The organism is Paludisphaera soli (assembly GCF_011064595.1).
GTDB classification, from domain to species: domain Bacteria; phylum Planctomycetota; class Planctomycetia; order Isosphaerales; family Isosphaeraceae; genus Paludisphaera; species Paludisphaera soli.
The window spans coordinates 15,326-38,359 of sequence record NZ_JAALJI010000032.1 but is presented as its reverse complement, the minus strand read 5'-3'; the positions used below and the strand labels follow the sequence as shown (position 1 = coordinate 38,359).

Below are 23,034 nucleotides of genomic sequence, written 5' to 3'. Positions count from 1 at the left end.
GACGATCAGGAACGAGTGGTTGCCTCGCGTCTGCTCGAACCGGTAAGTTTGGGACTTTTCATCCTGGCCGAACTTCCAGGTCCCTTGGTTCGAGGTTTCGCCCACGATGACGCGACCGTTCCTGATCCTGGTTCTCCTCGTCGCAACGCGAGCCGCCGTGGCCCAGGGGACGCTCCAGCCATCCGGGACGACGGCCCGGCTACGGGGGCTTTGCGTCGTCGATGGCCGCGTCGCCTGGGCGAGCGGGCAGGGGGGGACGGTGCTCCTGACGACCGACGCCGGCGCGACCTGGCGGCGGCGGATCGTCCCGGATTCGAAGGAGCGGGACTTCCGCGACGTGCAGGCGTTCGACGACCGCACGGCCCTGGTGCTGGCGATCGGCGAGGGGCAACAGTCGCGGATCCTCAAAACGACCGACGGCGGCGAGTCGTGGACGACGAGGCACGTCAACGAGGACCCCAACGGCTTCCTCGACGCCCTGGCGTTCGCCGACGCCCGCCGCGGCCTGGCGCTGGGGGACCCGGTCGACGGCCGGTTCGTCGTCCTGGCGACCGACGACGGGGGCGACTCCTGGGCCCGCGTCGGCCGCGACGCCATGCCCGAGGCCCTGCCGGGCGAGGGGGCCTTCGCGGCCAGCGGGACCTGCCTGGCCGTGCGGGGCGATCGCGCCTGGTTCGGCACCGGCGGCGGGAGGGTCTTCCGCAGCGAGGACCGGGGGCGCACCTGGACGGCCCACCCGACGCCCCTCCGCGCGGGGAACGGCTCGTCGGGGGTCTTCTCGCTGGCCTTCCGCGACGCCGACCACGGAGTCGCCGTCGGCGGCGACTACAAAAACCCGGACGCCCGAGGCGGCCTCATCGCCCTGACCCGCGACGGCGGCAAGAGCTGGACGGCACCTCTGTCGGAACCCACCGGGTACCGCTCGGCCGTCGCCTTCCTGCCGGGGACGCCCGGGCCTTCGCTGATCGCCGTCGGCCCGTCCGGCGTCGATCGCTCGGACGACGGCGGCCGGACCTGGGCGAGGCTCGGCGACGCCGGCTTCCACGCCGTCGGATTCGCCGAGACGGGCGTCGGCTGGGCCGTCGGCGAGGACGGCCGGATCGCTCGGTTCGAACCGCCCGGCCAGCCCTAACGCCCCCGCATTGGGCTCATTCGAAGGCCGGCCGCAGCGTCTGGAACCCTCGGCCGTCGCCCCCGGGGCCGCCGCTCATGGCCCCGCCGCCGATCGGGGCTTCCTTCAAACCTCCGGACTCGAACCGAGGCGGCGGCAGGTCGCGGGCGTATTCGAGGCGGAACTCATAGGTCACGTAAAGGGCCTTGTCGCCGACCGTCCCGGGCGGCAGGTCGACGTCCCAGCGCAGGAGGTTGTCGAGCCGGGCGGCGCGCTGGTAGAGCGGATCCTCGCTCAGCTCGGCCGAGGTCTTCACCAGGCTGACCGCGGCCGACTCCCCCTCGGCCTGGGGCAGGCGGTCCCAGAGCTGGACCTTGACCGGATCGGGCCGGAAGTTGCGAAGGCTGAGCCGGAACTCATAGGTGAGCACCTGGTTCCCCCCCTGCACGGTGCGCGACTTCCGGATCAGGCGGCGGGCGACCTGGAGCTGGGGGTCGACGCCGAACCCCGCCACGAACGGCTCGCCGGCGGCCACCAGCGGCATCCGCATCCGGCCGACGAACTCGCCGCCGTCGTGGACGTCCACCTCGCCCGGCAGCAGGGTGAACGGGGCCGTGTTGGTCAGCCTGGCGAGGCGGTACACGCGCGAGGTGAGCACGGGGACGGCCTTCGCGTAATACTCGGCCGGCAGCTCGACCCGCGCGACCTCCACCAACTGCGCCTCGGGCCGCGAGGGGACGTCCAGGCTCCCCTCGATCGCGAACGCGACGCCCTGCGCGTCACGCCCGCCGGCCTCCTCCTCGGCGACGGCCGGCTCGCGGCCCTCGGCGACGCGCAGCTCTTCGGCCTGCTCGCCGGCCGCCGCGCGATTGAGCCTCCGCCCGAGTGCGTTCGGATCGGCGCCCAGGCCTCCCATGCCCCCGCCCATGCCTCCCATCCCGGCCATGCCCGCCATGCCCGTCTCGTCGTCCTCTCGCGAGGGGTGGTTCGCCTGGTCGATCGCCTCCTGGGACGTGATCTGGAGGACTCCGCCGCGGACCATCCAGCCCAGGCCGATCTGCTTCAAGGCCAGGTTGAGCGAGGTCCCCAGCGGCACGCCGGCCAGGTCGATCGTCACGGGCGAGGTCGAGGTTTTGTCGGCCTCGTTCAGCCCGATCGGGTCCACGTAGAGCGGCAGGCCTTCGGGGAAGGCCGGGCCGGCCCCGGCGGTCCGGACGTACTTCAACACGTCCTCCAGCGGGGTCTCCTGGGGGAACCGCATGTCGACCGGCTTGCGAAGCTCGGCCAGGACCTTGCGCGAGGCCTCGTCGTCCGAACTCTCGGCGTCCGTCGCGCCGACGGTGCCGGCCATCTTGAGGGGCAGCAGGTCGGGGGGCGCGGCGTCGAGCGACGGGTCCGCGGTGGAGAGCCTCACGGCGACGCCCGCCCAGTCCTCGCCGGTCCGCTGCACGAGCGAGGCGAGATATTCGAGCACCACCGGGGCCTTGTCGCCCTCGCCTCGGAGCCGATATCGCGGCGTCCAGTCGGCCGAGTCGGCGAGGTAGCCGAGCCGCACCGTCCCCCCGCCGGGCCGGGCTCGCCGGACGAGGAGCACGGCGTCCCCCTGCGTCGGCCCTCGCAGGCGGGATCGGGCCTCGCCCATCGCGACGGCGTTGGACCGGATCTGCTCCGCCAGGTCCACGGCGGCTTTGGTCTTCGCCTCGCGCGACTCCATCACGAACCGGCTCAGCTCCACGACGGCCCCGCTGTCCAGGCGGCCCACGTCGGTCAGCTTGCCGAGGGACGATCCGGTGAAGCCTTCCAGCCTGGTGAGGTACTGGAGGTCCTGCTCCTGCACCTCGGCCTCCTTGCGAAGCCTGGCCTCCTCGGCCTCGAGCCGCGCGACCTCCTGCTCATGCTCGCGGGCCTCCCGCCGGGCGTCGTCCCCGGCGGCTCTCGGGGCAATGCGGGCCGACACGACGCGAAGGCCGTCGGAGCCCTCGGCGAACAGCGATCCCTCAAGGAGGCGGGGCGGCAGCGGGCCGACGATCAGCTCGACCGCGCCGTCACCCTCAGGCACCTGGACCTCGCGCGTCACCCGTGCCTGCCCGCGATACACCGTGACGGCCGCGATCCGGCTCGTCGCCCGGCCCCCCGCCGGATCCCCGACGCCCTTCGCCCCGTCCGGATCCCCGCCCAGCTGCGCGCAGGCCAGCCCGGCCGCCAACCACCAGGGTGCGGTCATGCTTCGTCCTCGACATTCCATCCAGAATAACGGGGCCGGACGAAGCCCGAGGGCCCTGGTCCGAGCGAACACGACTCGCCTAGGAGACGGCCCGCCCGGCCCCGTTATTCGATACAGGCCGCGATCCCCGACGAATGACCGCCCCGGCCGCCCGCTTGACAGCGGCACCCCGAGATGCGCGAATTGTCGGAGGAATGTTTGAGAACCTAGGGCGGGGGACGACGCCGATGGCCGCGCAGCATCTCGTTCAAACGTCGCGATTCGTCGCGGCCTGGCTGCTGCTCCTGGCCAGGGCGGCGCGGGCCGACGACCCCGAGACGGCCCGCACCGAGTTCTTCGAGGCGAAGGTCCGGCCGATCCTGGTGGAGCGCTGCTACGGCTGCCACTCGGCCCAGGCGGAGAGCCTCAAGGGGAGCCTGGCGGTCGACTCGCTCGAAGGCCTGCTCAAGGGGGGCGACCTGGGGCCGGCGGTCGAGCCGGGCAACCCCGACGAGAGCCTCCTGATCCAGGCGGTGGGGTACGAGGACGATTCGGTGAAGATGCCGCCCAAGCAGCGGCTCCCCGACGCCGAGATCGCCGTCCTGCGCCAGTGGGTGGCCGGCGGCGCGGCCTTCCCGGCGACGGCCGCCGCGCCCGCGGCCAAGGCGCGGGGGATCGACTTCGCCGAGGCCCGCAAGCACTGGTCCTACCTCCCGGTCGCGCGACGCGAGCCGCCGCCGGTGGCGGACGACTCGTGGTCGCAATCGCCGATCGACCCGTTCGTGCTGGCGAAGCTTGAGGCGGCCGGATTGTCGCCTTCGCCCCCGGCCGACCGACGCACGCTCCTCCGGCGCGTCTCGTACGACCTGGTCGGCCTGCCGCCGACCGCCGAGGAGATCGCCGCGTTCGAATCGGACACGTCGGACGACGCCTATGCGAAGGTCGTCGACCGGCTGCTGGCCTCGCCGCGATACGGCGAGCGCTGGGGCCGCCACTGGCTGGACGTGGCGCGTTACGCCGACTCGAAGGACGGCGTGCTCATGTACGGGGACGACCGGATCCGGCCCTACGCCTACACGTATCGCGACTACGTCGTCCGCTCGTTCAACGAGGACGCCCCGTTCGACCGGATGATCCGCGAGCAGCTCGCGGCCGACGTCGTCGCGCCGAAAGACGAGCCCTGGCGGCTGGCGGCCATGGGCTTCCTGACGCTCGGCCGGGCGTTCGACAACAACGTGCACGACCAGATCGACGACAAGATCGACGTCGTCACGCGCGGCCTGCTCGGCCTGACGGTCGCCTGCGCCCGCTGCCACGACCACAAGTACGACGCCATCCCCACGGCCGACTACTACTCGCTCTACGGCGTCTTCGCCGGCGCCGAGGCCCCGCTGGAACTCCCGCTGCTCGACGACCCCGCGAAGACCCCGGACCGCAAAAGCTTCGAGGACGCCGCCGCCGCCAAGCGCGCCGAGGTGGGCAAGTTCCTGGACGACCAGTACGCGCTGCTCTCCGAGGAGGCTCGCAAGCGGGCCGGCGACTACCTGTTCCACGCCGCGACGACGCCCCCCGACCCGCTGGAGACGGCCGTCTTCTTCATGTCGCTGGCCCCGGAGCAGCTCCGCCCGCCGATCATCGCCCGCTGGCGCCGCTTCCTGAAGCAGCGGGCCGTCCCCGGCGACCCCGTCTTCGGCCCCTGGGCCGAGCTGATGAGGCGCGACGACGCCGCCCTCGCCGCCGACGCGTCGGGCGTCCTGGCGAAGGCGGTCGACGCGACCAACCCGCTGGTCCACGCCGCCCTCGGCGCGGCGACTCTCCGATCCAGGGCCGACGTCGCTCGGGCCTACGCCGACCTCCTCGTGCGAGTCTACCAGGAGTCCAAATCCACCCCGCCCGATCCTTCCGACACGGCTCGCCGTCAGCTCCTGGCCGTGCTGCAAGGCCCGGAGAGCCCGTCGCACTTCACGCGCGGGCAGACGCAGGCTTACATGTCGCGCGGCGACAAGGACGCGTACTACGGCAAGGTGCTCGAACTGGACCGGATGACCGTCAAGGCCGCCGACCCCGCGCCCCGGGCGATGGTGCTGGTCGACTCGGATGAGCCGTACGCCCCCCGGATCTTCGTCCGGGGCAACCCCGCGCAGCCGGGCGACGCGGTCCCCCGACGGTTCGTCCGCGTCCTCTCCGAAGCCGAGCCGAAGCCCTTCGCCCGGGGCGGCGGCCGGCTCGACCTGGCGGAGGCGATCGCCGATCCGTCGAACCCGCTCACCGGCCGCGTGATCGTCAATCGCGCCTGGATGCACCACTTCGGCGAGCCCCTCGTCTCCACCCCCAGCGACTTCGGCGAGCGCAGTAACCCGCCGAGCCATCCCGAGCTGCTGGACGACCTCGCCGCCCGGTTCGTCGAGGAGGGCTGGTCGCTCAAGAACCTGCATCGGCTGATCGTCCTCTCGGCGACGTATCAGCAGGCGAGCGCCGACCGACCCGACTGCCGGAAGGTCGACCCGGAGAACAAGCTCCTGTGGCGGGCGAACCGCCGCCGGCTCGACTTCGAGGCCATGCGCGACACGCTCGTCTTCGTCTCCGGCCGGCTCGACCCGACGATGTACGGCAAGCCGGTCGACGTGGCGAACGACCCTAAGAACGGCCGACGCACCGTGTACGGCCTGGTCGATCGCCAGAGCCTGCCGGCCGTCTTCCGCGCGTTCGACTTCGCCAGCCCCGACGCCTCCGCCGAGCGCCGGCCGCTCACCACGGTCCCGCAGCAGGCCCTCTTCGGCATGAACGCCCCCCTGGTCGTCGAGCAGGCGAAGGCCCTGGCCGAACGGCCCGACGTCGCCGGCGCGGCCGACCCTCGCGACGCGATCCGGGCCCTCTACCGCCGGGTCCTCGCCCGCGAGGCCGCGGCCGACGAGGTCGACATGGCCGCTCGGTTCCTGCAAAGCCTGGCCGACGAGCCGGGCGGGCCGAAGCTCGCCCCCCGGGCCCAGCTCGCGCAGGTCCTGCTCATCGCCAACGAGTCGATGTTCGTCGATTGATAAGACAAATGAACAAACCTCGGCCGTCACCATCTGGTCCCGACGCAAGAATCGCGGGTGCCACGGGTTCTCCGAACCCGTGGACCGGCTCGGGATCTCGACGACGGTTCGGGACCGATCCGACGCCGATCCACGGGTTCACGGAACCCGTGGCACCCGGGTTCGAGCCCCTCGACGACCTCGGGCCGGCGTCGACGGGTGAGCAGCGACAGCAAGACTACCTTTTCTCGCAAACAGAGCGGACGCCATGAACGCCGATTTCCGACGCCCCCTCTCCCGACGCGAGGCGATTCAGCAGGCCGGAACGGGCTTCGGGATGCTCGGCCTGGCCGCACTCCTGCGCGGGACGGGCTTGCTCGGCGAGGCCGAGGCCCGAGCGGGCACGCCCGGCGCGGCGCTCAACCCGCTCGCGCCCCGGGCCGCGCACTTCGCCCCCAAGGCCAAGCGGGTCATCCACATCTACCTGAACGGCGGCCCCAGCCAGGTCGACACGTTCGACCCCAAGCCCCTTCTCACGAAGTACGACGGCAAGCCGCTGCCGCAGGGGAACCTCTCCACCGAGCGCCAGACCGGCGCGGCGATGGGCTCGCCGTTTAAGTTCCGCCGGTATGGCGAGAGCGGCATCCCCGTCAGCGAGATTTTCGAACGCACCGCCGCGCACGTCGACGACCTCTGCGTGATCCGCTCGATGCAGGCCGACACGCCGAACCACGAGCAGTCGATGCGGCTGATGAACTGCGGCGACGAGCGGCTCTCGCGCCCGAGCATGGGCGCCTGGCTGACCTACGGGCTGGGCTCGGAGAACGAGAACCTGCCGGGCTACGTCTCGCTCTGCCCCGGGCTCCCCGTCGCCGACGTCTCCAACTGGCGGTCGGCGTTCCTACCCGGCGTGTATCAGGGGACGTACATCGACACCCGCAAGGAGAAGGCCGAGGACCTGATCGAGAACATCCGCAACGCGTTCGTCTCCAAGGGTGAGCAGCGCAAGCAGCTCGACCTCCTGGCCGAGATGAACCGCCGCCACCAGGAGACGCGCGCCGAGGACGACGCGCTCGACGCCCGCATCGCCAGCTTCGAACTCGCCTACCGGATGCAGATGGAGGCGACCGACGCCTTCGACGTCTCGCAGGAGCCGCAGCACGTCCTGGACATGTACGGCCCCGGCGTCCAGAACCGGCAGCTCCTGATCGCCCGCCGGCTGATCGAGCGCGGGGTGCGGTTCGTGCAACTCTTCCACGGCGACGTCCAGCCTTGGGACAGCCACGACAGCCTCCCCACCGCCCACCGCGACCTCGGCCGCCAGTGCGACCAGGGCATCGCCGCGCTACTGACGGACCTGAAGCGGCGCGGGCTGTTCGAGGACACCCTGGTCCTCTGCGGCGGCGAGTTCGGCCGCACCCCGTCGGTCGAGCTGGTCAACGGCAAGCCCGGCATGGGCCGCGACCACAACCACTGGGGCTTCTCGGTCTGGCTCGCCGGCGGCGGCGTGAAGGGGGGCCACGTCCACGGCGCGACCGACGACTTCGGCTACAAGGCCGTCCAGGACGTCGTCCACGTCCACGACCTCCACGCCACGATCCTCCACCTCCTCGGCTTCGACCACACCAAGCTCACCTACCGCCACGCCGGCCGCGACTTCCGCCTGACCGACGTGCACGGCGAGGTGGTGCGGGACGTACTGGCGTGAGACCGGCCCCTCTCAAAGGCCCAGGAGGACCAAATCTTTAAAGAATGGGGCGACGCCCACCAGCATGAGAAACCGCCCGGAGAGGCGAAAAGTCTTGCCGAAACGCTCATGCCAGGCGTCGCAGGTGGCGTCGAGGCCGGGCGGCTTGCCAATTCTTCGCGTGCCTCGAAGCCAGCAGTACAGGCCGGCGTAGAACATGACGGAATAGAATTCCGGCGGCATGAAACCGACTCCGATTGATCCGACGAATCGGGTCAGCCCACCGCGGCGGTCGTCGTCCGGCAGGCCTGCATGAGCAGCTCGTACGATCGCAGCCGCGCGGCGTGGTCGTAGATTTGGCCGCAGAAGATGATCTCGTCGGGCTGGGTCGCGTTGACGAGGGATTGCAGCCGGGCGCGGACGGTGTCGGGCGAGCCGACGACGGTGACGCGGGTCATCCGCTCCACGGCGGCGCGCTCGGCGGGGGCCCAGAGGCGGTCCATGTCGTCGACGGGCGGGGGCATCAGGCCGGGACGGCCCCGGACGAGGTTGAGGATCGCCTGCTGGTGCGACGTGAACAGGCGAGCCGCCGCCTCGTCGGTCTCGGCCACGAAGGCGTTGACGCCGATCATGGCGTAGGGCTCGTCGAGGGCCTCCGAAGGGACGAACGACTCGCGGTAGATCGCCAGGGCGTCGAACAGGCGGTCGGGGGCGAAGTGGGAGGCGAACGCGAACGGAAGCCCCAGCTCGGCCGCGAGCCGGGCGCTGAAGTCGCTGGAGCCCAGCAGCCAGATGGGCACGTCGAGCCCCTCCCCCGGGACCGCATGCACGAACCGGCCGGGCGTCGCCGGGCGGAAGTACGCCTGCAACTCCCGAACGTCCCGAGGGAACGCGTCCACCTCCTCGAAGTAGCGTCGCAGGGCCTGCGCGGTCCGCTGGTCGCCCCCCGGCGCGCGTCCGAGCCCCAAGTCGATCCGCCCCGGATACAGCGAGGCGAGCGTGCCGAACTGCTCGGCGATCACCAGGGGCGGGTGGTTCGGCAGCATGATCCCGCCGGCGCCCGCCCGGATCCGCGAGGTCGCCCCGGCGACGTGGCCGATCACCACCGCCGTCGCCGCGCTCGCCACCCCGGGGATGTTGTGGTGCTCGGCCACCCAGTAGCGCTCGAACCCCAGCCGCTCCGCGTGCCGCGCCAGGTCGACCGCGTCGCGAAACGCGTCGGCCGCAGTCCCCCCCTCCACGATCGGGCAGAGATCCAGGACCGACGCCTTCAAATCTTCCAACCTCTTCACGCGAAGTCCCTCCCGCCCGCGGTGCCCCGAGACGGGGAATTGTAGGCGCGTCCGGTCGAAAAGGCGACGGCCGCAGGCGGCCAGGTGCGAGGCGACGCCGCATGTCCGCCCCTCGGACCCGCCGAACGACCCGACCTCCGAACGGGACCGACACGTTCTTTTCCAGATTTTTTTCGTCCGAAAGGCGCCCCGACCGCCATTCGTCCCCCTCTCGCCGATTCGCCCCGACTTCCCGCCTTACCCGGAGGATTATCATGACTCCGTCCGCCGAAAACCGATATCTGTTTGACATCCGGGGTTAACCCGCCGGGCGCAGCAGGGATGCTGGCGAAGACGTCGAGCCCCTGAGCCCTCAAGCCGCCGGATGAAGCCGAGAATTCCGGCCTCCGGTCGAGACTTACGTCGAACGAATCGCGATCGTCGCCGCCCTCACGAATGCGGGGGGCCGCTGCATGGATCGCCCCTCACGGGGCCTCCCCGAAAAATGAATGGTTTTGAATCCTTCGACCAACCGGTCTAGGGAAGCGTCAGGGAGTTCGCGATGAGAAACGGGATCGAGCTCGTGTTGCATCCGGGGCACGGGAAGTGTGGCTCGACCTCCATCCAGGTCGACGTCTACAAGCGCCGGGCGGAGTTGGAGGAGCGGGGCGTGTTCCTGCCCGACGCCAACTTCCGGGTGGGCGCCGAGCCGGGACCCCTCGCGTCGGAGCGGGCTTATCCGGGGCAGTTCTATCCGATCTGGTATCTCGAAGACCTGATGTGCGGCCACGTCCCCCTGTCGCACTTCGAGCGGCGGCTCGATCAGGCGCTCGAGCATGCGGCCGACCGGGGCTGTCGGCGGCTGCTGATCTCGTCGGAAAACCTGAGCAACCTCGTCTACGCATATGCCCTGGAATTACACCGGCTGATCGCCTCGCGGTTCGAACAATCGAAGATTTTTTATTACGTGCGACGCCAGGACGACTGGATCCTCTCCAGCTGGCAGCAATGGCATCACAAGGCCGGGGTCACGCTCGAGGCCTGGGTGGACCACTGCATCGAGCAACGCACCCCGGATTTCCTGGCCACGGCCAATTCCTTCGAGGACGTCTACGGATCGGGGAGCGTCTCCGTGGTGCCGCTGCACGGATCGGCGTTCGGCGCCGGCGGCCTCCTGCCGGACTTCTACCGCCGGGCCGACATCGAGATGGCCGACGACTCGCGTGGCGACCCGATCTCGAATCAGGCGGTCAACCCCTACCTCTGCGACATCCTGGCCCGGATCCCGTCCGTGTTCGAATCGCAGCATCACGACATGGAGGTCGCGGCTCGGCTGGCGCGGCACGTCTCCTCGGCGGACCTCCTGTTCCGCCGCCACGGCGAGTTCATGAACGACGCGGTGCGCAACCGGATCCTCGACCACTTCGCGCCCGCCAATCGGGAGCTGCATCGCCGCTACTTCGACCACCTCGACTTCGGCGCGCTGTTCGGCCGGGTCCCGACGGTCGCCGAGAGCTCTCGGACCGCGACCGAGATCGAGGCCATCAAGGAGATCCTGGCGATCCAGATGGACCTCCTGATGAAGCTGATGAAGTCGAGCGAGGACCAGGCCAGGCCCGGGGCCCTGAAGATCGCCTGACCCGGATCGCGCGACGTCCGGGGGCCTACTCGAACCGGGCCGCGATCATGCGTGCGGCCTTCTCGGGGTCCTGGATGAGCTGCCGGCGCATCCAGGTTTCGGATTCGGAGAGCGCCCGCGCGCCGGCGTCGCCCCCCAGGCACGCGCCCAGGCGACGGCGGGCGGCGGCGGCGCAAAGGTTCATATCGACCGCCTCGAAGCCGGCGACGGCCGCCCGCCAGAGCGGCGCGGCGAGGTCGTCGCGGCCCTCGGCCTGCGCCAGCGCCGCGCGGACGAGCCGGGCGTAGGCATCGGGGCAGGGCATCCGCTCGCCTTCGAGGGCGCGGGCGTCTCGCGAGGCGACGGCGAGCAGGCGGCGGGACTCGGAGGCCTCCTTCGCCTCCAGGGCCGCGGCGATCGCGGCGCGGGCGCGGAGGAACCGCATGGACGTGCGGACGAACTGGACGCGCAGCAGCAGCGAGCGCCGGAGCGCGGGCCAGGCCTCGTCCAGCCGCCTCCAGGCGTCCCCGCCCCGGCCGTCGTACAGGTCGATCTGGACGGCCGCCCAGAGCGCGTCGTTGTGCTGGACGTGATAGCCCCGGCGCGACCAGCGGGCGTTGGTCGCGGCCAGCTCCTCGCGGGCGCGGGCGGGCTCGTCGGCGGCCAGCCGGACGATCGACATGAGGTACGAACTGAGGTTCATCGCCGCGTACAGGTCGCCGCGCTCGACGGCCCGGGCCAGCAGGATGGGCCAGCGGCGGGTCAGCTCGCCGGTCTCGCCCTGGTGGCTGAGGCCCCAGAGGGCGAAGGCGTCGGCCGTGTCGCGCTCCCAGGCCACCCCCGTGCAGCGGTCGCGGAAGAGGGCGTCGGCCTCGTCGCACTGGGCCTGCGCCGCCCGCCATCGGCCTTCCAGATACGCCGAGACGCCCCGGGCGAGCGTCACCATGCCGATCGCGTAGGGCTGGTCGACGCGGCGGGCGAGGGCCTCGGCCGTCGCCAGCAGGCGCTCGGTCCGGCGACGGTTCGAGCCCCCCGTGGAGGCCGCATGCGCCGCCTCCATCGCCAGCGCGCGGGCGATCCGCGAGGGCTCGCCGGCCGCCAGCGAGAGCAGCAGCCCCCGCGCCTGGAAGTCGGCCCCCAGGATCGTGTCGACGACGCTCAGGCCGACGCCGGCCGACCAGCAGACGTCGATCCGCGTCAGGGCCGACGGGTCGACCTTCGCCGGGTCGGCCTCGCGGTAGCGAAGCCCGCGCAGCCGCAGCAAGGCGCGCCGCCAGAGCAGCGAGGCCAACGCCCGGTTGGGCGTGCGCGGCAGCGTCATGCCGACGCGGGCGAGGACGTCCTGCAACGTCTCCAGGCCGCGGTCGATGTGGCCGCTGACGAGGAACTGCATGGCGGCGAGGCGGCGGCGTTCCAGGGCCTCGTCGGGCGAGGAGTCGGCCGCGGCGGCCAGGTACGACGAGGCCGCCTCCTCCCCCCGCCCCGCGTTCGCCAGAGCGTCGCCCAGCCGGGCCGAGAGCGCGACGCGACGCGCGGGATCGTCGCCTTCGATCTCCAGGGCGCGGCGGTAGAGGAGGGCCGCGCGTTCGAAGGCCAGGGCCTCGGCCGCCTCGTCGGCCGCCTCGGCGAAGTAGGTCGCGGCCCTCGCCGGATCGCCCGACGCCAGGAAGTGGACCCCGAGCACCTCGGGGTCGGCCCGGCCCGACTCCTCGAGCGTGGCGGCCAGGCGGCGGTGCTTGTCCCGCGCGGATTCGGGCGAGAGCCTCGCGGCGACGGTCTCGCGGACGCGGTCGTGGTACGCCTCGACCTCGTCGGTCTCGGCACGGCCCGTCCCCCGCACGAGCCTCCCGGCGCGGAGGACGGCCAGCGCCGACCGCTCGTCGACCGACTCGTCCAGGCAGCGGTTCAGGTCGACGAGCCGGATCGGCCGGCCGGACGCGGCGACAAGCTCCAGGACCTCGCGCGCGTCCGCCGGCAGCCGCTCGATGCGCGACCAGAGCACGTCGTCGAGGACCAGGCGCCTCCCCGGGTCGGCCTCCAGGTCGAGCGCCCCGGCGTGGACGTGGCGGGCCAGCTCCGCGACGAAGAAGGGGTTGCCCCGCGACTCCCGCGCGACGGCCTCGACCAGCGCCTCGCGGCCCCCGGCCGAGGAGGCGTCGGCGAGGAGCGTCGCGGCCAGCGCGCGGGACTCGTCGGGCGAGAGCGGCTCGACGCGCAGCGATCGGGCGTCGAAGCCCTCGGCGGGCGCCCCCTCGACCCCCAGCGCGCCGACGCGGGCGAGGGCCTGAAGCAGCGGGCTGGCGGACTCGTCCTCGCTGCGATAGGTCGCCACGAACAGGAGGATCGGGGCGTCCGGGGGCCGCATCACCTCCAGCAGCAGCGCGGCGCTGTCGGCGTCGCCCCATTGCAGGTCGTCGACGGCGACGATCAGGGTCCCCCGGTCGCCCAGGCGGGCGAGCAGCTCGCGGAGCGCGGCGAAGGCGCGGCGGCGAAGCTCCTGGAGGTCGGGCGTCTCGCCCGTCCGCCGCGGATCGCGGCCCACGGCCTCGACCCGGCGCAGGCTGGGGAAGACGCGCGCCAGCGAGGCCGCGTCGCGCGGCAGCACGGCGGCCAGCTCGATCTCGCCCATCCGGCCCAGGCGGCGCGCAAGGGCGTCGATCAGGCTGTCGAACGCCTTGTACGGCACCGACTCGCGCTCGTAGCAGCGGCCCGAGAGGACGATCGCGTCCCCCTCGTCGGCCCGCTCGTCCAGGAAGTTCTGCAGGAGCGCCGTCTTCCCCGCCCCCGAGCCGCCGTGCAGGTAGACGGCGACCGGCCGACCGCCGCGGACGTCGGCCAGGGCCGCCTCCAGGGCCTCGCGGTGACGATCGCGGCCGACCAGGAACACGCCCCGGCCGGCGGACGACGGGTGCGAGCCGGCCGCCGTCGCGGCGAGGCCCGGCCCCGGCCGCGCGACGTCCTCGGCCGCGCCGAGCCGTCGCAGCACCTCCGCCCCCGACGGCCGCCCCTCGGGCTCGCGCCGCAGCAGCTCCACGCAGAGGGCGTCCAGCTCCTCGGGGACGCCGGCCGCGACCTCCGACGGCGCCGGCGGGTCCCGGCGCTGCTTGTCCATCAGCATCATGAGCGCGCCGCCGGCGAACGGCAGCCGGCCCGCGACGGCCTCGTACAGCATCACGCCCACGCTGTACCAGTCGCTCGCCGCCGAGACGGGCCGCGCCGCAGCCTGCTCGGGCGCCATGTAGGCGGCCGTGCCGACCAGGCGGTCGTCGCTGCTCAGGTGCCGCCCCTCCTCGTCCTGGTCGGCAGCCAGGCCGAAATCCAGCAGGACCACCCGCCCCTCGCGGGTGACGAGGACGTTGGACGGCTTGATGTCCCGATGGAGCTTGCCCGCCTCGTGCAGCGCCGCGACCCCCTCGGCCAGCTTCCGGATCGCGGCGCGGATGCGGGCGAAGCGGTCGGGGCAGGGCTCGCGGACGTACGCGAGGAAGTCCACGCCGTCGAGCAGCTCCATCGTCAGGAACCAGTTCTCGCCGTCGCCGATCAGCTCGTACAGCGTGACGAGGTTGGGGTGGACGACCTCCACCAGCGACCGGAACTCGTGCTTGAACCGCAGCAGCGCCGCGGCCCCGGCGCGGTTCATGGTCTTCATCGCGACCATGCGGCGGCACTTGCGGTCGAAGGCCTTGTAGACGGTCCCCATGCCGCCGCTGCCGAGCACCCCCAGCACGTCGAAGCCGGCGACCATCGGCAGGCGGGGGTCGCGCGGATGCGGGTCCGGCGCGGTCGTCGGGTCGGCCATGGCGGGGACGCGGGTGGGCTCGTCCCGGGCGTCCGGCTCGTCGTCGGCGAGGCCCGAGGCCGTGGAGAGGGCCACGCTGAACGGCCGGCTGAGGCGGAGCGCCTCGTGGACTTCGAATTGCGCGCGCAGCTCGTCGGCGTGGTCGGGGAAGCGGTCGAGGTACTCCTGCATGGGGGGCGTCTCGCCGTCCTCCTCGCGGAGCAGGAACTCGTTGTAGACGAGGTCGAGCAGGTCCACGGGCTCGACGCGGGGCCTTCCCCGACGTTCCAGGTAGGCCTCCACGCGCAGGCGTTCGCCGCGGCGCCAGCGTTCGCGATGGTCCTGGACCAGCCGCGTCGCCGTCTGCGTGCTCGAACCGGGGCTCGTGCGGGTGGCGTCCTGGGAGTTCATGGGGGCGGCGGCCTCGTCCTCGATCAATCCAGGCCCAGCTCGACGGCGACGCGGTCGACGGCGCGGGCCAGGCGTTTGCGCAGGGCCTCGGGGCTGGCGCCGAGGTCGGCGGCGATCTCGGCCCAGTCGCGGCCGGCCTCGCGGTCGTCCAGCAGCCGAAGCTCGTCGGGCGAGAGTCGGCGGCGGGCCTCGTCGAGCATCTCCCGCGCGGCGACCTCGCGGCTGGGGGTGGGCGAGGCGCCGGCCACGTCCTCGAAGGCCGCGGCCCCGGGGGACTCGTCGCCCCCGCCCCCGCCGGGCGTGGTGCGGCGGAAGTCCCGACGCTGGGCGCCCTGGGCCTTCACCGCGTTCGCCAGCTTGTTGCGGGTCATGGTCGCCAGCAGCTTCAGGAGCTGGTCGGGCGTGTCCAGCTCGTACTGGCCGAGCGCCGTGCGGACGAAGAAGCTGGCCATCACGGACTGGCAGACGTCCATCGAGTCGAGCATCCGGTTCAGCCGGGTGTCGACCAGGCGGACCCTGGCGGCGCGACGGACGGCCGGCTCGTAGCGGCGGACCAGGTCGGCCGCCGCCTGTTCGTCGCCGCCGCGCACGCGCTCGATGAGCGCCCGGAAGCCCTCGGCCTCGGAGCCTGGATCGGACATGGCGATGCGGTCCCTTCTCGGTCGCTCCCGTTTCCCCCGCGTCGATCATCCCCGCGCGGGGGCCGACGCGAAACCGCAAGCTTCCGGAAAAAACTTCCGGGGGGTCCGTCCGGTCGGCCTCGGGACGGTGATAACCCACCGAGCGGACGTCGAAGACGCCCGAGACGGACCGGAAGCGAAACGAGTCTCAACCCGAAAACGAGGTGCACGATGAAGGCGACGCGAATCCTGACGGCGGCCCTGGCCCTGACGATCGGCGGCGTGCTGGCGACGAGCGAGGCCCACGCCCAGTCCGGCGGCAAGGGCCGCCCCAGCAGCAAGGGCTTCTACGGGGGGGGCGGGTACGGGGGGGGCGGGTACGGCGGAGGCGGCGGCTGGGGCGGCGGCTGGGGCGGCGGGTTCCCGGGCGGGGGATACCCCGGCGGCGGCTGGGGCTCGCCTCCCTGCACCCCCTATCCTCAGCCCTTCCCGCGTCCGTACCCTCAGCCTTGCCCGCAGCCCTATCCCTTCCCCGGCGGCGGGTATCCGGGGGGCGGCTACCCCGGCGGCGGCTGGGGCGGCGGGTTCCCCGGCGGGGGATACCCCGGCGGCGGCTACGGCGGCGGCTGGGGCGTCCGTCGGTGAATGAAGCCCGAAGCCCGGGGGTTCCTCGCGAGCCCCCGGGCTTTTCGACGCGCCGGCGATCCGGTGGAGGGGCGGGGCCGGGTCAGATCGGCTCGTACTGCTGGAAGTCGCTGCTCTCGATCATGGAGGGGAATTCCTTGCGGACGTAGTGGGCGTAGTAGGCGGCGCCGGTGTGGGCCTGGAGCGCGGCCTCGTCCTGGTACTGCTCGTAGACGAAGAACTTGCGGGGGTCGGCGGTGGAGCGGTGGAACAGGTACATGATGCAGCCCGGCTCGCTCCGGGTGTGCTCGGTGAGCCGGCGGAAGCAGTCGGCGGCGCGGTCCTCGGTGCCGGGCTTGGCGAGGAAGGTGACGGCGAGGCAGATCATGATGGAGGGCGTCCTGGGTCGAGGATGGGATGGGTCGGGGTCAATTGGCCCGGGGGTCTTCGGGGATGTGCCGGGGCTCCACGAGCGAGTGGACCTCGCGACGGCCGGCGAGGGTCGCGGCGTCTTTCCAGAGCGCATGGGGGTCGAGGCTCCCGAAGACGTGGTCGGGGGCCGCGGGGGCGAGGAGCCAGCTCCCCTCGCGGATCTCGTCCTCGAGCTGGCCCGGGCCCCAGCCGGCGTGGCCGGCGTAGAATTGGACCCGGCCGTCGGCCGAGCCCGCGAGGGCCTCCATGGCGTTCAACTCGGTGGCGACGTACAGGTCGTCGGCGACCATCAGGTTGGCGTGCGGCCGGAGGTCGTGCAGGGCCATCAGGGTCCCGGAGATCGGCCCGCCGTGGCGCATCTTCTCCGGGCGCAGGCACGGCTCCGAGCTGATCTGCCGCCAGACGTCGACGACGGCCGACTCCAGCTCCCGGTTCAGGATCAGGCCGAGCGCGCCGGTGTCGCCGTGCGCCGCGACCAGGACGACCGTCCGGGCGAAGTTCGGGTCGATCAGGCCGGGCGTGGCGATCAGCAGGCGTCCTCGCAGCGAATTCATGGGCACTCATCACGACCCCCGAGGGGTCGCGCCCGGGGGGCGGGCGGGGTCCGGCGACGGCGGGGGCTCCGCGCGGCGGCCCGACGCCGCCGCTCGCGAAGACGCCCCCCCGGCGTCAGCCCACCCGCTTCAGGAACGACGCCCGGCCGGTCGCGACCCATTCGGCGACGAGGATGTTCCCGTCCCGGTCGAAGCAGGCGTCGTGGGGATGGATGAACTTCCCGGCCGGCCATCGGTCGGGCTGCTGACGGATCTTGAAGCCGTCGAGGACCTGCCTGGTCCACTCGGGGTCGTAACCCAGGTGGGTGAGGACCTTGTCGTCCTTGCCGAGCAGGGTGATCCGCGCGTGCAGGTCGGGGACCAGCAGGACGTCGCCCCGCGTGTCGAAGTGGGCCGGGAACGAGACCTCGTGGTTGTCGACGCCGACGTGCTCGCCGTCGAGCGTGAACCGCTGGAGCCGGGCGTTGGCGCGGTCGGCGACGACCAGGGTCGGCTCACGCCCGGGCCGGTCGTCCAGCCAGACGCCGTGGGGGGTCTTGAACTTCCCCTCGGCCTCGCCCGGCCCGCCGAACGTCTTCACCCACTTCGCGTCCTTGTCGTACTTGTGGATGTAGTGCGAGCCGTAGCCGTCGGCGACGAAGAACCCGCCGTCGGGCGCGAATGCGACGTTCGTGGGCGCGAACTTCGCGTCGGGCTTGTCGTAGACGTGGGGCTCGGGCGGGGCCTCCTTGATCCAGACGACCTCCCCCTTCAGGTCGGTCTTGGCGACCAGGTCGACGGGCATCATGCAGGCGAGGTACAGGTACTCGACCCCGTCCTCGACCCGCACGTCGATCCCGTGTCCCCCGCCGTGGAACGCCTTGCCGAACGAGCGGACGAACTTCCCCTCGGGGTCGTAGACGGCGATCGTGTCCTGGGCCTCGGCCGGCGACCTGGGCTTGGTCGCGCCGCCGCGGTGGGTGACGTAGATGAACCCCTGCGAGTCCACGGCGACGCCGTGTGTCTCGAACCACCGGATCGAGCCCGGGGCCTGGAAGAAGTCGTGCCGGCACTCGTAGCGGTGCTCGCCCTCGCCGACGATCGGGGCCTTCGAGCCCGACTTGTCCGCGGCGTGGATGAACGGCCCCGCCGACGTCGAGGCCGAGGCGGCCAGCGCCGCGACCGCGCCCTGCTTGAGGAATCCGCGCCGGTCCATGTCGTTGGGTCCCCGGGGTTTCGAGAGGTGCCTGGGCGTCGTCCCGTCCCGGCACTATACAACGACCCGGACGCCGGGTGAACGGAGTACTCCCTTTCCCCCGGCCCGCTCGCGCCCGACGCCCGCGCGTTTCAAGATTCGGCCCGTCGCGACGAACGACCTCGGACGGCTTTTCCGAATCACCCGTCCTCCCGGGGCCTCTCCCATGCCGCACCCGACACGCCTGCTCGGCCTCCCGCCGCGAGGCTGGCTCGTCCTCTCGCCGTGCCTCGTCGCGGGGGCCCTGCTGGCACCCCAACCCGGCGCGCCCGCGGACCCTTCGGCCGGGCTGCTCGACGCGCCCGTGCTGGTGGCCCTCGCGCCGGCGACGGGCGGGGTCCCTCGGGTCGTGTCGTTCGCAGAGCGCGATCGATCGGGGCCGGTCGTCGCCCTGGGCTTGCAGACGACCCGGCGTTCGAGCGTGGACCGTCACCTCGGCTGGCGCCCCGAATCGGCCTTCCCGGAGTTGGGCTTCTTCGAGCGCCGCGACGCCTGGAGCTACGAGCTGACGGCGACCCGATACGACGAGGCGGGCAAGTCCCTCCCCCACGGAGACCGGCCGCTCCCGAAGGAGGAAGCCGCGGCCCTTCGGCCCCTGGCGGTCGCCGAATTGGACCGTCGCTCGGGCCCGGGACGGAGCGGGGCCAGGCTGGCGAAGCTGCTCGACGAGGGGGCCGAGCGCGAGTCCCGGTTCCACTGGCAGAACCTCCTGATGATCGCCGCCTGGTCGTCGATCCCTCTGATGCTCTGTGCCGGGATCCGCCCCAGGCCCGCCGGGGAGAGGAAACCGGCGACCTCGAAGCTCAACGAGTTCTTCCCGTGAGTTCGCCCCCGACGACCACGCCCGGGCCCGGCGCCTCGCGTGGACGGGATCGAGCCGCCCCCGGCTCTTTGCCTCCAGAAACCTCGCTGCGGCCGGGGAACGGGGCGAATCCGGGCCTGCCGGAGCCGGAGGGCCGCGACCGTCTCGCCTTCCGGGAGGCGGAGGCTTATAACCGAGTGGCGCACGTCAGGAGACCGATCGGGCCGACCGGGCCCGGGTTCGTCGACGAAACCGTCTCGGAGGCTCGAGCATGATCGTTCCCGCGATGCTGATCGGCCTGGCCGTCGGATGGCTCGCCCCGGCCGCCCCGGAGTCCGGCGACGGCTCGTTGGGGGCCCAGGTCGAGGCGATCCTGGCCGAGCTGGAGCGGGCGGACGCGAGCTGGCCCGACGACGTCGTCGCGGCGGTCCGATCGGCCCTGGCCGGCGGCCAGGCTCGGGCGATCCACAAGGCCCTGGCCGATCGCGTCTTCCTGGACGTGACCATCAATCCCGAAGGCCGGGTGAAAGTGGCCCGCGGGCCCGCCGCGGCGACCTTGCGCCAGGGCCGAACGACGCGGGTCCTCGTCAAGGTCGAGAACCTGAGCGGCGGCCGGCAGCGATTGCAGCCGCAAGGCGCGTACGCCGGCGGCGGGGAGAATCCGTTCACCCTGGATTTCCCTTCCCATGACGGCCTCACCCCCGAGCTCGTGGGGCTGGAGGTCGAGTATCGGCTGCTCGCCGTCACGGCGAGCCGACCGGGCCGGCACGAGCTGACCGTCTCCATGGAAGCGGGGCAGGGGACGCAGGACCTGGGCTTCCGGGCGCAGGCGCCTGTGCTGTTCATGGTCGAGGCCGAGGCGGGGAAGTAGCGACGCGAGCGCCTCGTCAGCCTCGGCGATCCTGATCGAAATCGAACACCGCTCTCGACATCATCGCGACCTTCAGGGGGTGCCCATGACTCGTTGCGTCTGCTTGTTCCTGGCGGTCGCCGCCCCGGCGTTCGTATCGGCGGGCGAATGGCCGACCGCGAGGACCGTCGAGGCCCAGCCGCTCCTGGCCCAGGTCGACCGGCTCCGGCAGGCGCTCGACTACCTCGGCCAGCCGTTGCCGGCCGCGACCGGCGAGGCCCTGGCGGCCCTCCGCGCGGCCGACGGCGACTCGGCCGTGGCGAGGGTCCAGGAGTTGCTCGACCCCCGGTGTCTCGCCGCCGTCGTCATCGACGAGGCGGGGTCGATTCGGGCCATCCCCACGTCCGAGAGGCTGGACCTGGTGGAGCAGGGCTGGAGGGCGTACCTGGTGAAGGTCGTCAACAGGCCGGGCTCGACCGGGCAGCTCCGCATCGACAGCCCCAACGCCCGTCCGTTGCCGAACTCCCCGAAGGAGGAGGTGGAGCGACGGTGGCTGGCGATGTCGCCGTACACCGCGCAGCCGATGCTCCCGAACCTGAGCGGGCTGGGGCTGGAGTACGCGATCGTCCAGCTCTCCTCGCGCGACGCGGGCGAGAAGGTCGCGGACCTCTCGTTCCGAGTCGAAGGGGGCGCGGGTTTGAAAGCGGCCGAGGATCCGGTCATCCGCCAGTGGAAGTTCGCGAAGGACAGCGACGGCTGGGTCGCGATGAACGACTGCGTGCTGAAGGCCGAGGACGGGTCGCTGAAGGTCGCCGCCACGGCGGTCGACCCCTACTTCATGACCCTCGTGACCGCGCCCCGGGGAAAGCTCGTGCTGAGGTTCTGGGCCCGGTTCGAGAAGGGGGGCGTCGGCCAGGTGTTCTGGTGGACCAAGGGGCAGCCCATGCCGGACGGCCGGCTCATCGCCAACTTCCCGCTCGATCCGGGTCGGGGTGCGGAGTACGAGGTGAAGCTCGACTCGTCGTCGGCCGATCTCGCGGGGATCCGCATCGATCCCGGCGGCTCCCCGGGCCTGTCCGTCTTCGACTGGATCACCCTCGGGTATGAGACCGACGCGACCGTCGGGGCGGCCGTCGCGCAGGTTTCCTTCACGGCGAAGCCCTCGGTCCCGGTCACGTTCCGGGTAGACGAGCCGGGCGTCGGGCCGACCACGGCCGCGTTCGTGATCCGCGACCAGGACGGCCGGATCTATCCGTCCCAGGCCAAGCGGCTCGCGCCGGACTTCTTCTTCCAGGCCCAGATCTACCGATCCACCGGCGAGACCGTGCGACTGCCGGCCGGGAAGTACCAGGTCTCTTGCTCGCGCGGGCCGGAGTCGATCCCGGAGGTCCGCGAACTGATCGTGGGCGACGGACCGACCGAGTTCCGCTACTCGGTGGCGCGCTGGATCGACCCGGCGCGGGGCGGCTGGTACAGCGGCGACCACCACATCCACGCGGCCGGCTGCCTGCATTACGACAACCCGACCGAGGGGGTCGAGCCGGAGGACATGATGCGGCACATCGTCGGCGAGGACGTGAAGGTCGGCTGCTGCCTGACCTGGGGGCCGTGCTTCGACTACCAGAAGCGATTCTTCACGGGCAAGCCGGACGACGTGTCGCGGCCCCCCTACCTCCTGCGCTACGACGTGGAGGTGAGCGGCTTCGGCTCGCACGCCTCGGGGCACCTCAACCTGCTCAACCTGAAGGAGCAGATCCCGCCCGGCGGCGAGTCCAAGGACCACTGGCCGACGCTCGGCCTGAACACCCTGCGCTGGGCGAAGAAGCAGGGGGCGGTCTGCGGGCCGGCCCACTCCGGCAGCGGGCTGACGCGCTTCGTGGGCCGCGTCGAGGGCGCGCAGGACGGGCCCGGCGGCATCCCCCACTTCAACGTCCCGGCCTACGACGGCATCGGCGCCAACGAGTTCATCGTCGACGTCGCGCACGAGGTCCCCGGCCCGGACGGAGCGCCCACGCCGGCGGTCGATTTCATCAGCACCATGAACACCGAGCGCGAGGCCGAGTGGACGATGTGGTATCACGTCCTGAACTGCGGCTTCCGCGTCCGGGCCAGCGGCGAGACCGACTTCCCCTGCATGACCGGCGAGCGCGTCGGCGTCGGCCGCGTCTACGCCAAGGTCGACGGCGAGCTGACCTTCGAGAGATGGGTCGAGTCCGTCCAGGACGGGCGCAGCTACGTGAGCGACGGCTCCACGCACCTGATGGACCTCACGGCCGTCGCCGGCGAGACGAGCCGCGAGCTGGGCGTGGACGGCAGCGAGCTGGCCCTGACGGCGCCAGGCGTCGTCACCTTCCGCGTCAGGGCCGCAGCCCGGTATCCGGGGAGGCAGACGACCCCGGTGGAACTCGTCGTGAACGGCCTCCCGGTCGCGACCCGGGAGATCCCCTGCGACGGCCGGGTCCGCGAGCTGGAGTTCACGGCCGAGGTTGCCGCGAGCAGCTGGGCGGCCGTCCGCGCCACGCCGGGGGGCCACACGAATCCGTTCTTCATCCTCGTCGGCGGCAAGCCGATCCGGGCGAGCCGCCACAGCGCCCAGTGGTGCCTCGCCGGCGTCGAACAGTGCTGGAAGTCCAAGGCCGCCACCTACCGCGAGCAGGAACGCCCGCAGGCCCAGGCCGACTACGACCACGCCCGCGCGGTCTATCGCCGCCTGATCGCCGAATCGGCCGATTGAGTCCGGGAGCCTCGCGAGCGGGCGACGCCCCGACCCGATGTCGGGTGAATCGAGTCGTCGGACTCGGGCGGACCGCGACGACCGCGGC

Annotated in this window: 16 protein-coding genes; 8 read left to right on the top strand and 8 right to left on the bottom strand. The window is 72.1% G+C overall.

Annotation, left to right across the window (positions count from 1 at the left end; genetic code table 11):
* The first annotated feature begins 106 nt into the window (after positions 1–106).
* Positions 107–1,132 (top strand): WD40/YVTN/BNR-like repeat-containing protein, encoded by a 1,026-nt coding sequence (locus G6O68_RS27250; protein ID WP_165252120.1) that lies wholly within the window; start codon positions 107–109, stop codon positions 1,130–1,132.
* Between the two features lie 16 nt (positions 1,133–1,148).
* Here the strand turns inward: G6O68_RS27250 and G6O68_RS27245 are convergent, their stop codons facing one another.
* A complete protein-coding gene (locus G6O68_RS27245; RefSeq protein ID WP_165252118.1) occupies positions 1,149–3,335 on the bottom strand; it encodes a mucoidy inhibitor MuiA family protein in 2,187 nt (728 codons plus the stop codon).
* A 227-nt stretch (positions 3,336–3,562) separates the two neighbouring features.
* Here G6O68_RS27245 and G6O68_RS27240 point away from each other — a divergent pair, with 227 nt between their 5' ends.
* Together G6O68_RS27240 and G6O68_RS27235 are read left to right on the top strand one after the other, a co-directional pair.
* Positions 3,563–6,352: a PSD1 and planctomycete cytochrome C domain-containing protein gene (locus G6O68_RS27240; RefSeq protein ID WP_165252116.1), complete on the top strand. Its 2,790-nt coding sequence runs from the start codon at positions 3,563–3,565 to the stop codon at positions 6,350–6,352.
* Between the two features lie 247 nt (positions 6,353–6,599).
* Complete coding sequence (locus G6O68_RS27235; protein WP_165252114.1) at positions 6,600–8,039, top strand: DUF1501 domain-containing protein; 1,440 nt, start codon at positions 6,600–6,602, stop codon at positions 8,037–8,039.
* Positions 8,040–8,051: 12 nt separating this feature from the next.
* On the opposite strand, the gene G6O68_RS27230 is transcribed toward G6O68_RS27235, so the two are convergent.
* Together G6O68_RS27230 and G6O68_RS27225 are read right to left on the bottom strand one after the other, a co-directional pair.
* Complete coding sequence (locus G6O68_RS27230; RefSeq protein ID WP_165252112.1) at positions 8,052–8,261, bottom strand: hypothetical protein; 210 nt, start codon at positions 8,259–8,261, stop codon at positions 8,052–8,054.
* 32 nt (positions 8,262–8,293) lie between these two features.
* Entirely contained in the window at positions 8,294–9,310 is a 1,017-nt protein-coding gene (locus G6O68_RS27225; protein WP_206108222.1) for an LLM class flavin-dependent oxidoreductase, read from the bottom strand.
* A gap of 541 nt (positions 9,311–9,851) precedes the next feature.
* Here G6O68_RS27225 and G6O68_RS27220 point away from each other — a divergent pair.
* The gene (locus G6O68_RS27220) at positions 9,852–10,928 is read left to right on the top strand and encodes a hypothetical protein (protein ID WP_165252110.1); all 1,077 of its coding nucleotides are present in this window, start codon (positions 9,852–9,854) and stop codon (positions 10,926–10,928) included.
* Positions 10,929–10,953: 25 nt separating this feature from the next.
* Here G6O68_RS27220 and G6O68_RS27215 read toward each other — a convergent pair whose 3' ends face one another.
* Both G6O68_RS27215 and G6O68_RS27210 read right to left on the bottom strand, forming a co-directional pair.
* Complete coding sequence (locus G6O68_RS27215) at positions 10,954–15,096, bottom strand: serine/threonine-protein kinase (RefSeq protein ID WP_165252108.1); 4,143 nt, start codon at positions 15,094–15,096, stop codon at positions 10,954–10,956.
* 23 nt (positions 15,097–15,119) lie between these two features.
* A complete protein-coding gene (locus G6O68_RS27210; RefSeq protein ID WP_165252106.1) occupies positions 15,120–15,737 on the bottom strand; it encodes an RNA polymerase sigma factor in 618 nt (205 codons plus the stop codon).
* 210 nt (positions 15,738–15,947) lie between these two features.
* On the opposite strand from G6O68_RS27210, the gene G6O68_RS32500 reads away from it, so the two are divergent.
* The gene (locus G6O68_RS32500) at positions 15,948–16,361 is read left to right on the top strand and encodes a hypothetical protein (protein WP_206108221.1); all 414 of its coding nucleotides are present in this window, start codon (positions 15,948–15,950) and stop codon (positions 16,359–16,361) included.
* An 82-nt stretch (positions 16,362–16,443) separates the two neighbouring features.
* Here G6O68_RS32500 and G6O68_RS27200 read toward each other — a convergent pair whose 3' ends face one another.
* The 3 genes from G6O68_RS27200 to G6O68_RS27190 form a co-directional block, all read right to left on the bottom strand.
* A complete protein-coding gene (locus tag G6O68_RS27200; RefSeq protein ID WP_165252104.1) occupies positions 16,444–16,728 on the bottom strand; it encodes a putative quinol monooxygenase in 285 nt (94 codons plus the stop codon).
* Positions 16,729–16,768: 40 nt separating this feature from the next.
* Positions 16,769–17,326 (bottom strand): YqgE/AlgH family protein, encoded by a 558-nt coding sequence (locus G6O68_RS27195; RefSeq protein ID WP_165252101.1) that lies wholly within the window; start codon positions 17,324–17,326, stop codon positions 16,769–16,771.
* Positions 17,327–17,441: 115 nt separating this feature from the next.
* Positions 17,442–18,521: a twin-arginine translocation signal domain-containing protein gene (locus G6O68_RS27190; RefSeq protein WP_165252099.1), complete on the bottom strand. Its 1,080-nt coding sequence runs from the start codon at positions 18,519–18,521 to the stop codon at positions 17,442–17,444.
* A 205-nt stretch (positions 18,522–18,726) separates the two neighbouring features.
* On the opposite strand from G6O68_RS27190, the gene G6O68_RS27185 reads away from it, so the two are divergent.
* From G6O68_RS27185 to G6O68_RS27175, 3 genes are all read left to right on the top strand, one after another.
* On the top strand, positions 18,727–19,383 hold the full coding sequence (locus G6O68_RS27185; protein WP_165252097.1) for a hypothetical protein: 657 nt from the start codon (positions 18,727–18,729) through the stop codon (positions 19,381–19,383).
* A gap of 250 nt (positions 19,384–19,633) precedes the next feature.
* Positions 19,634–20,233, top strand: a complete 600-nt coding sequence (locus G6O68_RS27180; protein WP_165252095.1) for a hypothetical protein — start codon at positions 19,634–19,636, stop codon at positions 20,231–20,233.
* 85 nt (positions 20,234–20,318) lie between these two features.
* Positions 20,319–22,946, top strand: a complete 2,628-nt coding sequence (locus tag G6O68_RS27175) for a CehA/McbA family metallohydrolase (RefSeq protein WP_165252093.1) — start codon at positions 20,319–20,321, stop codon at positions 22,944–22,946.
* The last annotated feature ends 88 nt before the right edge of the window (positions 22,947–23,034 follow it).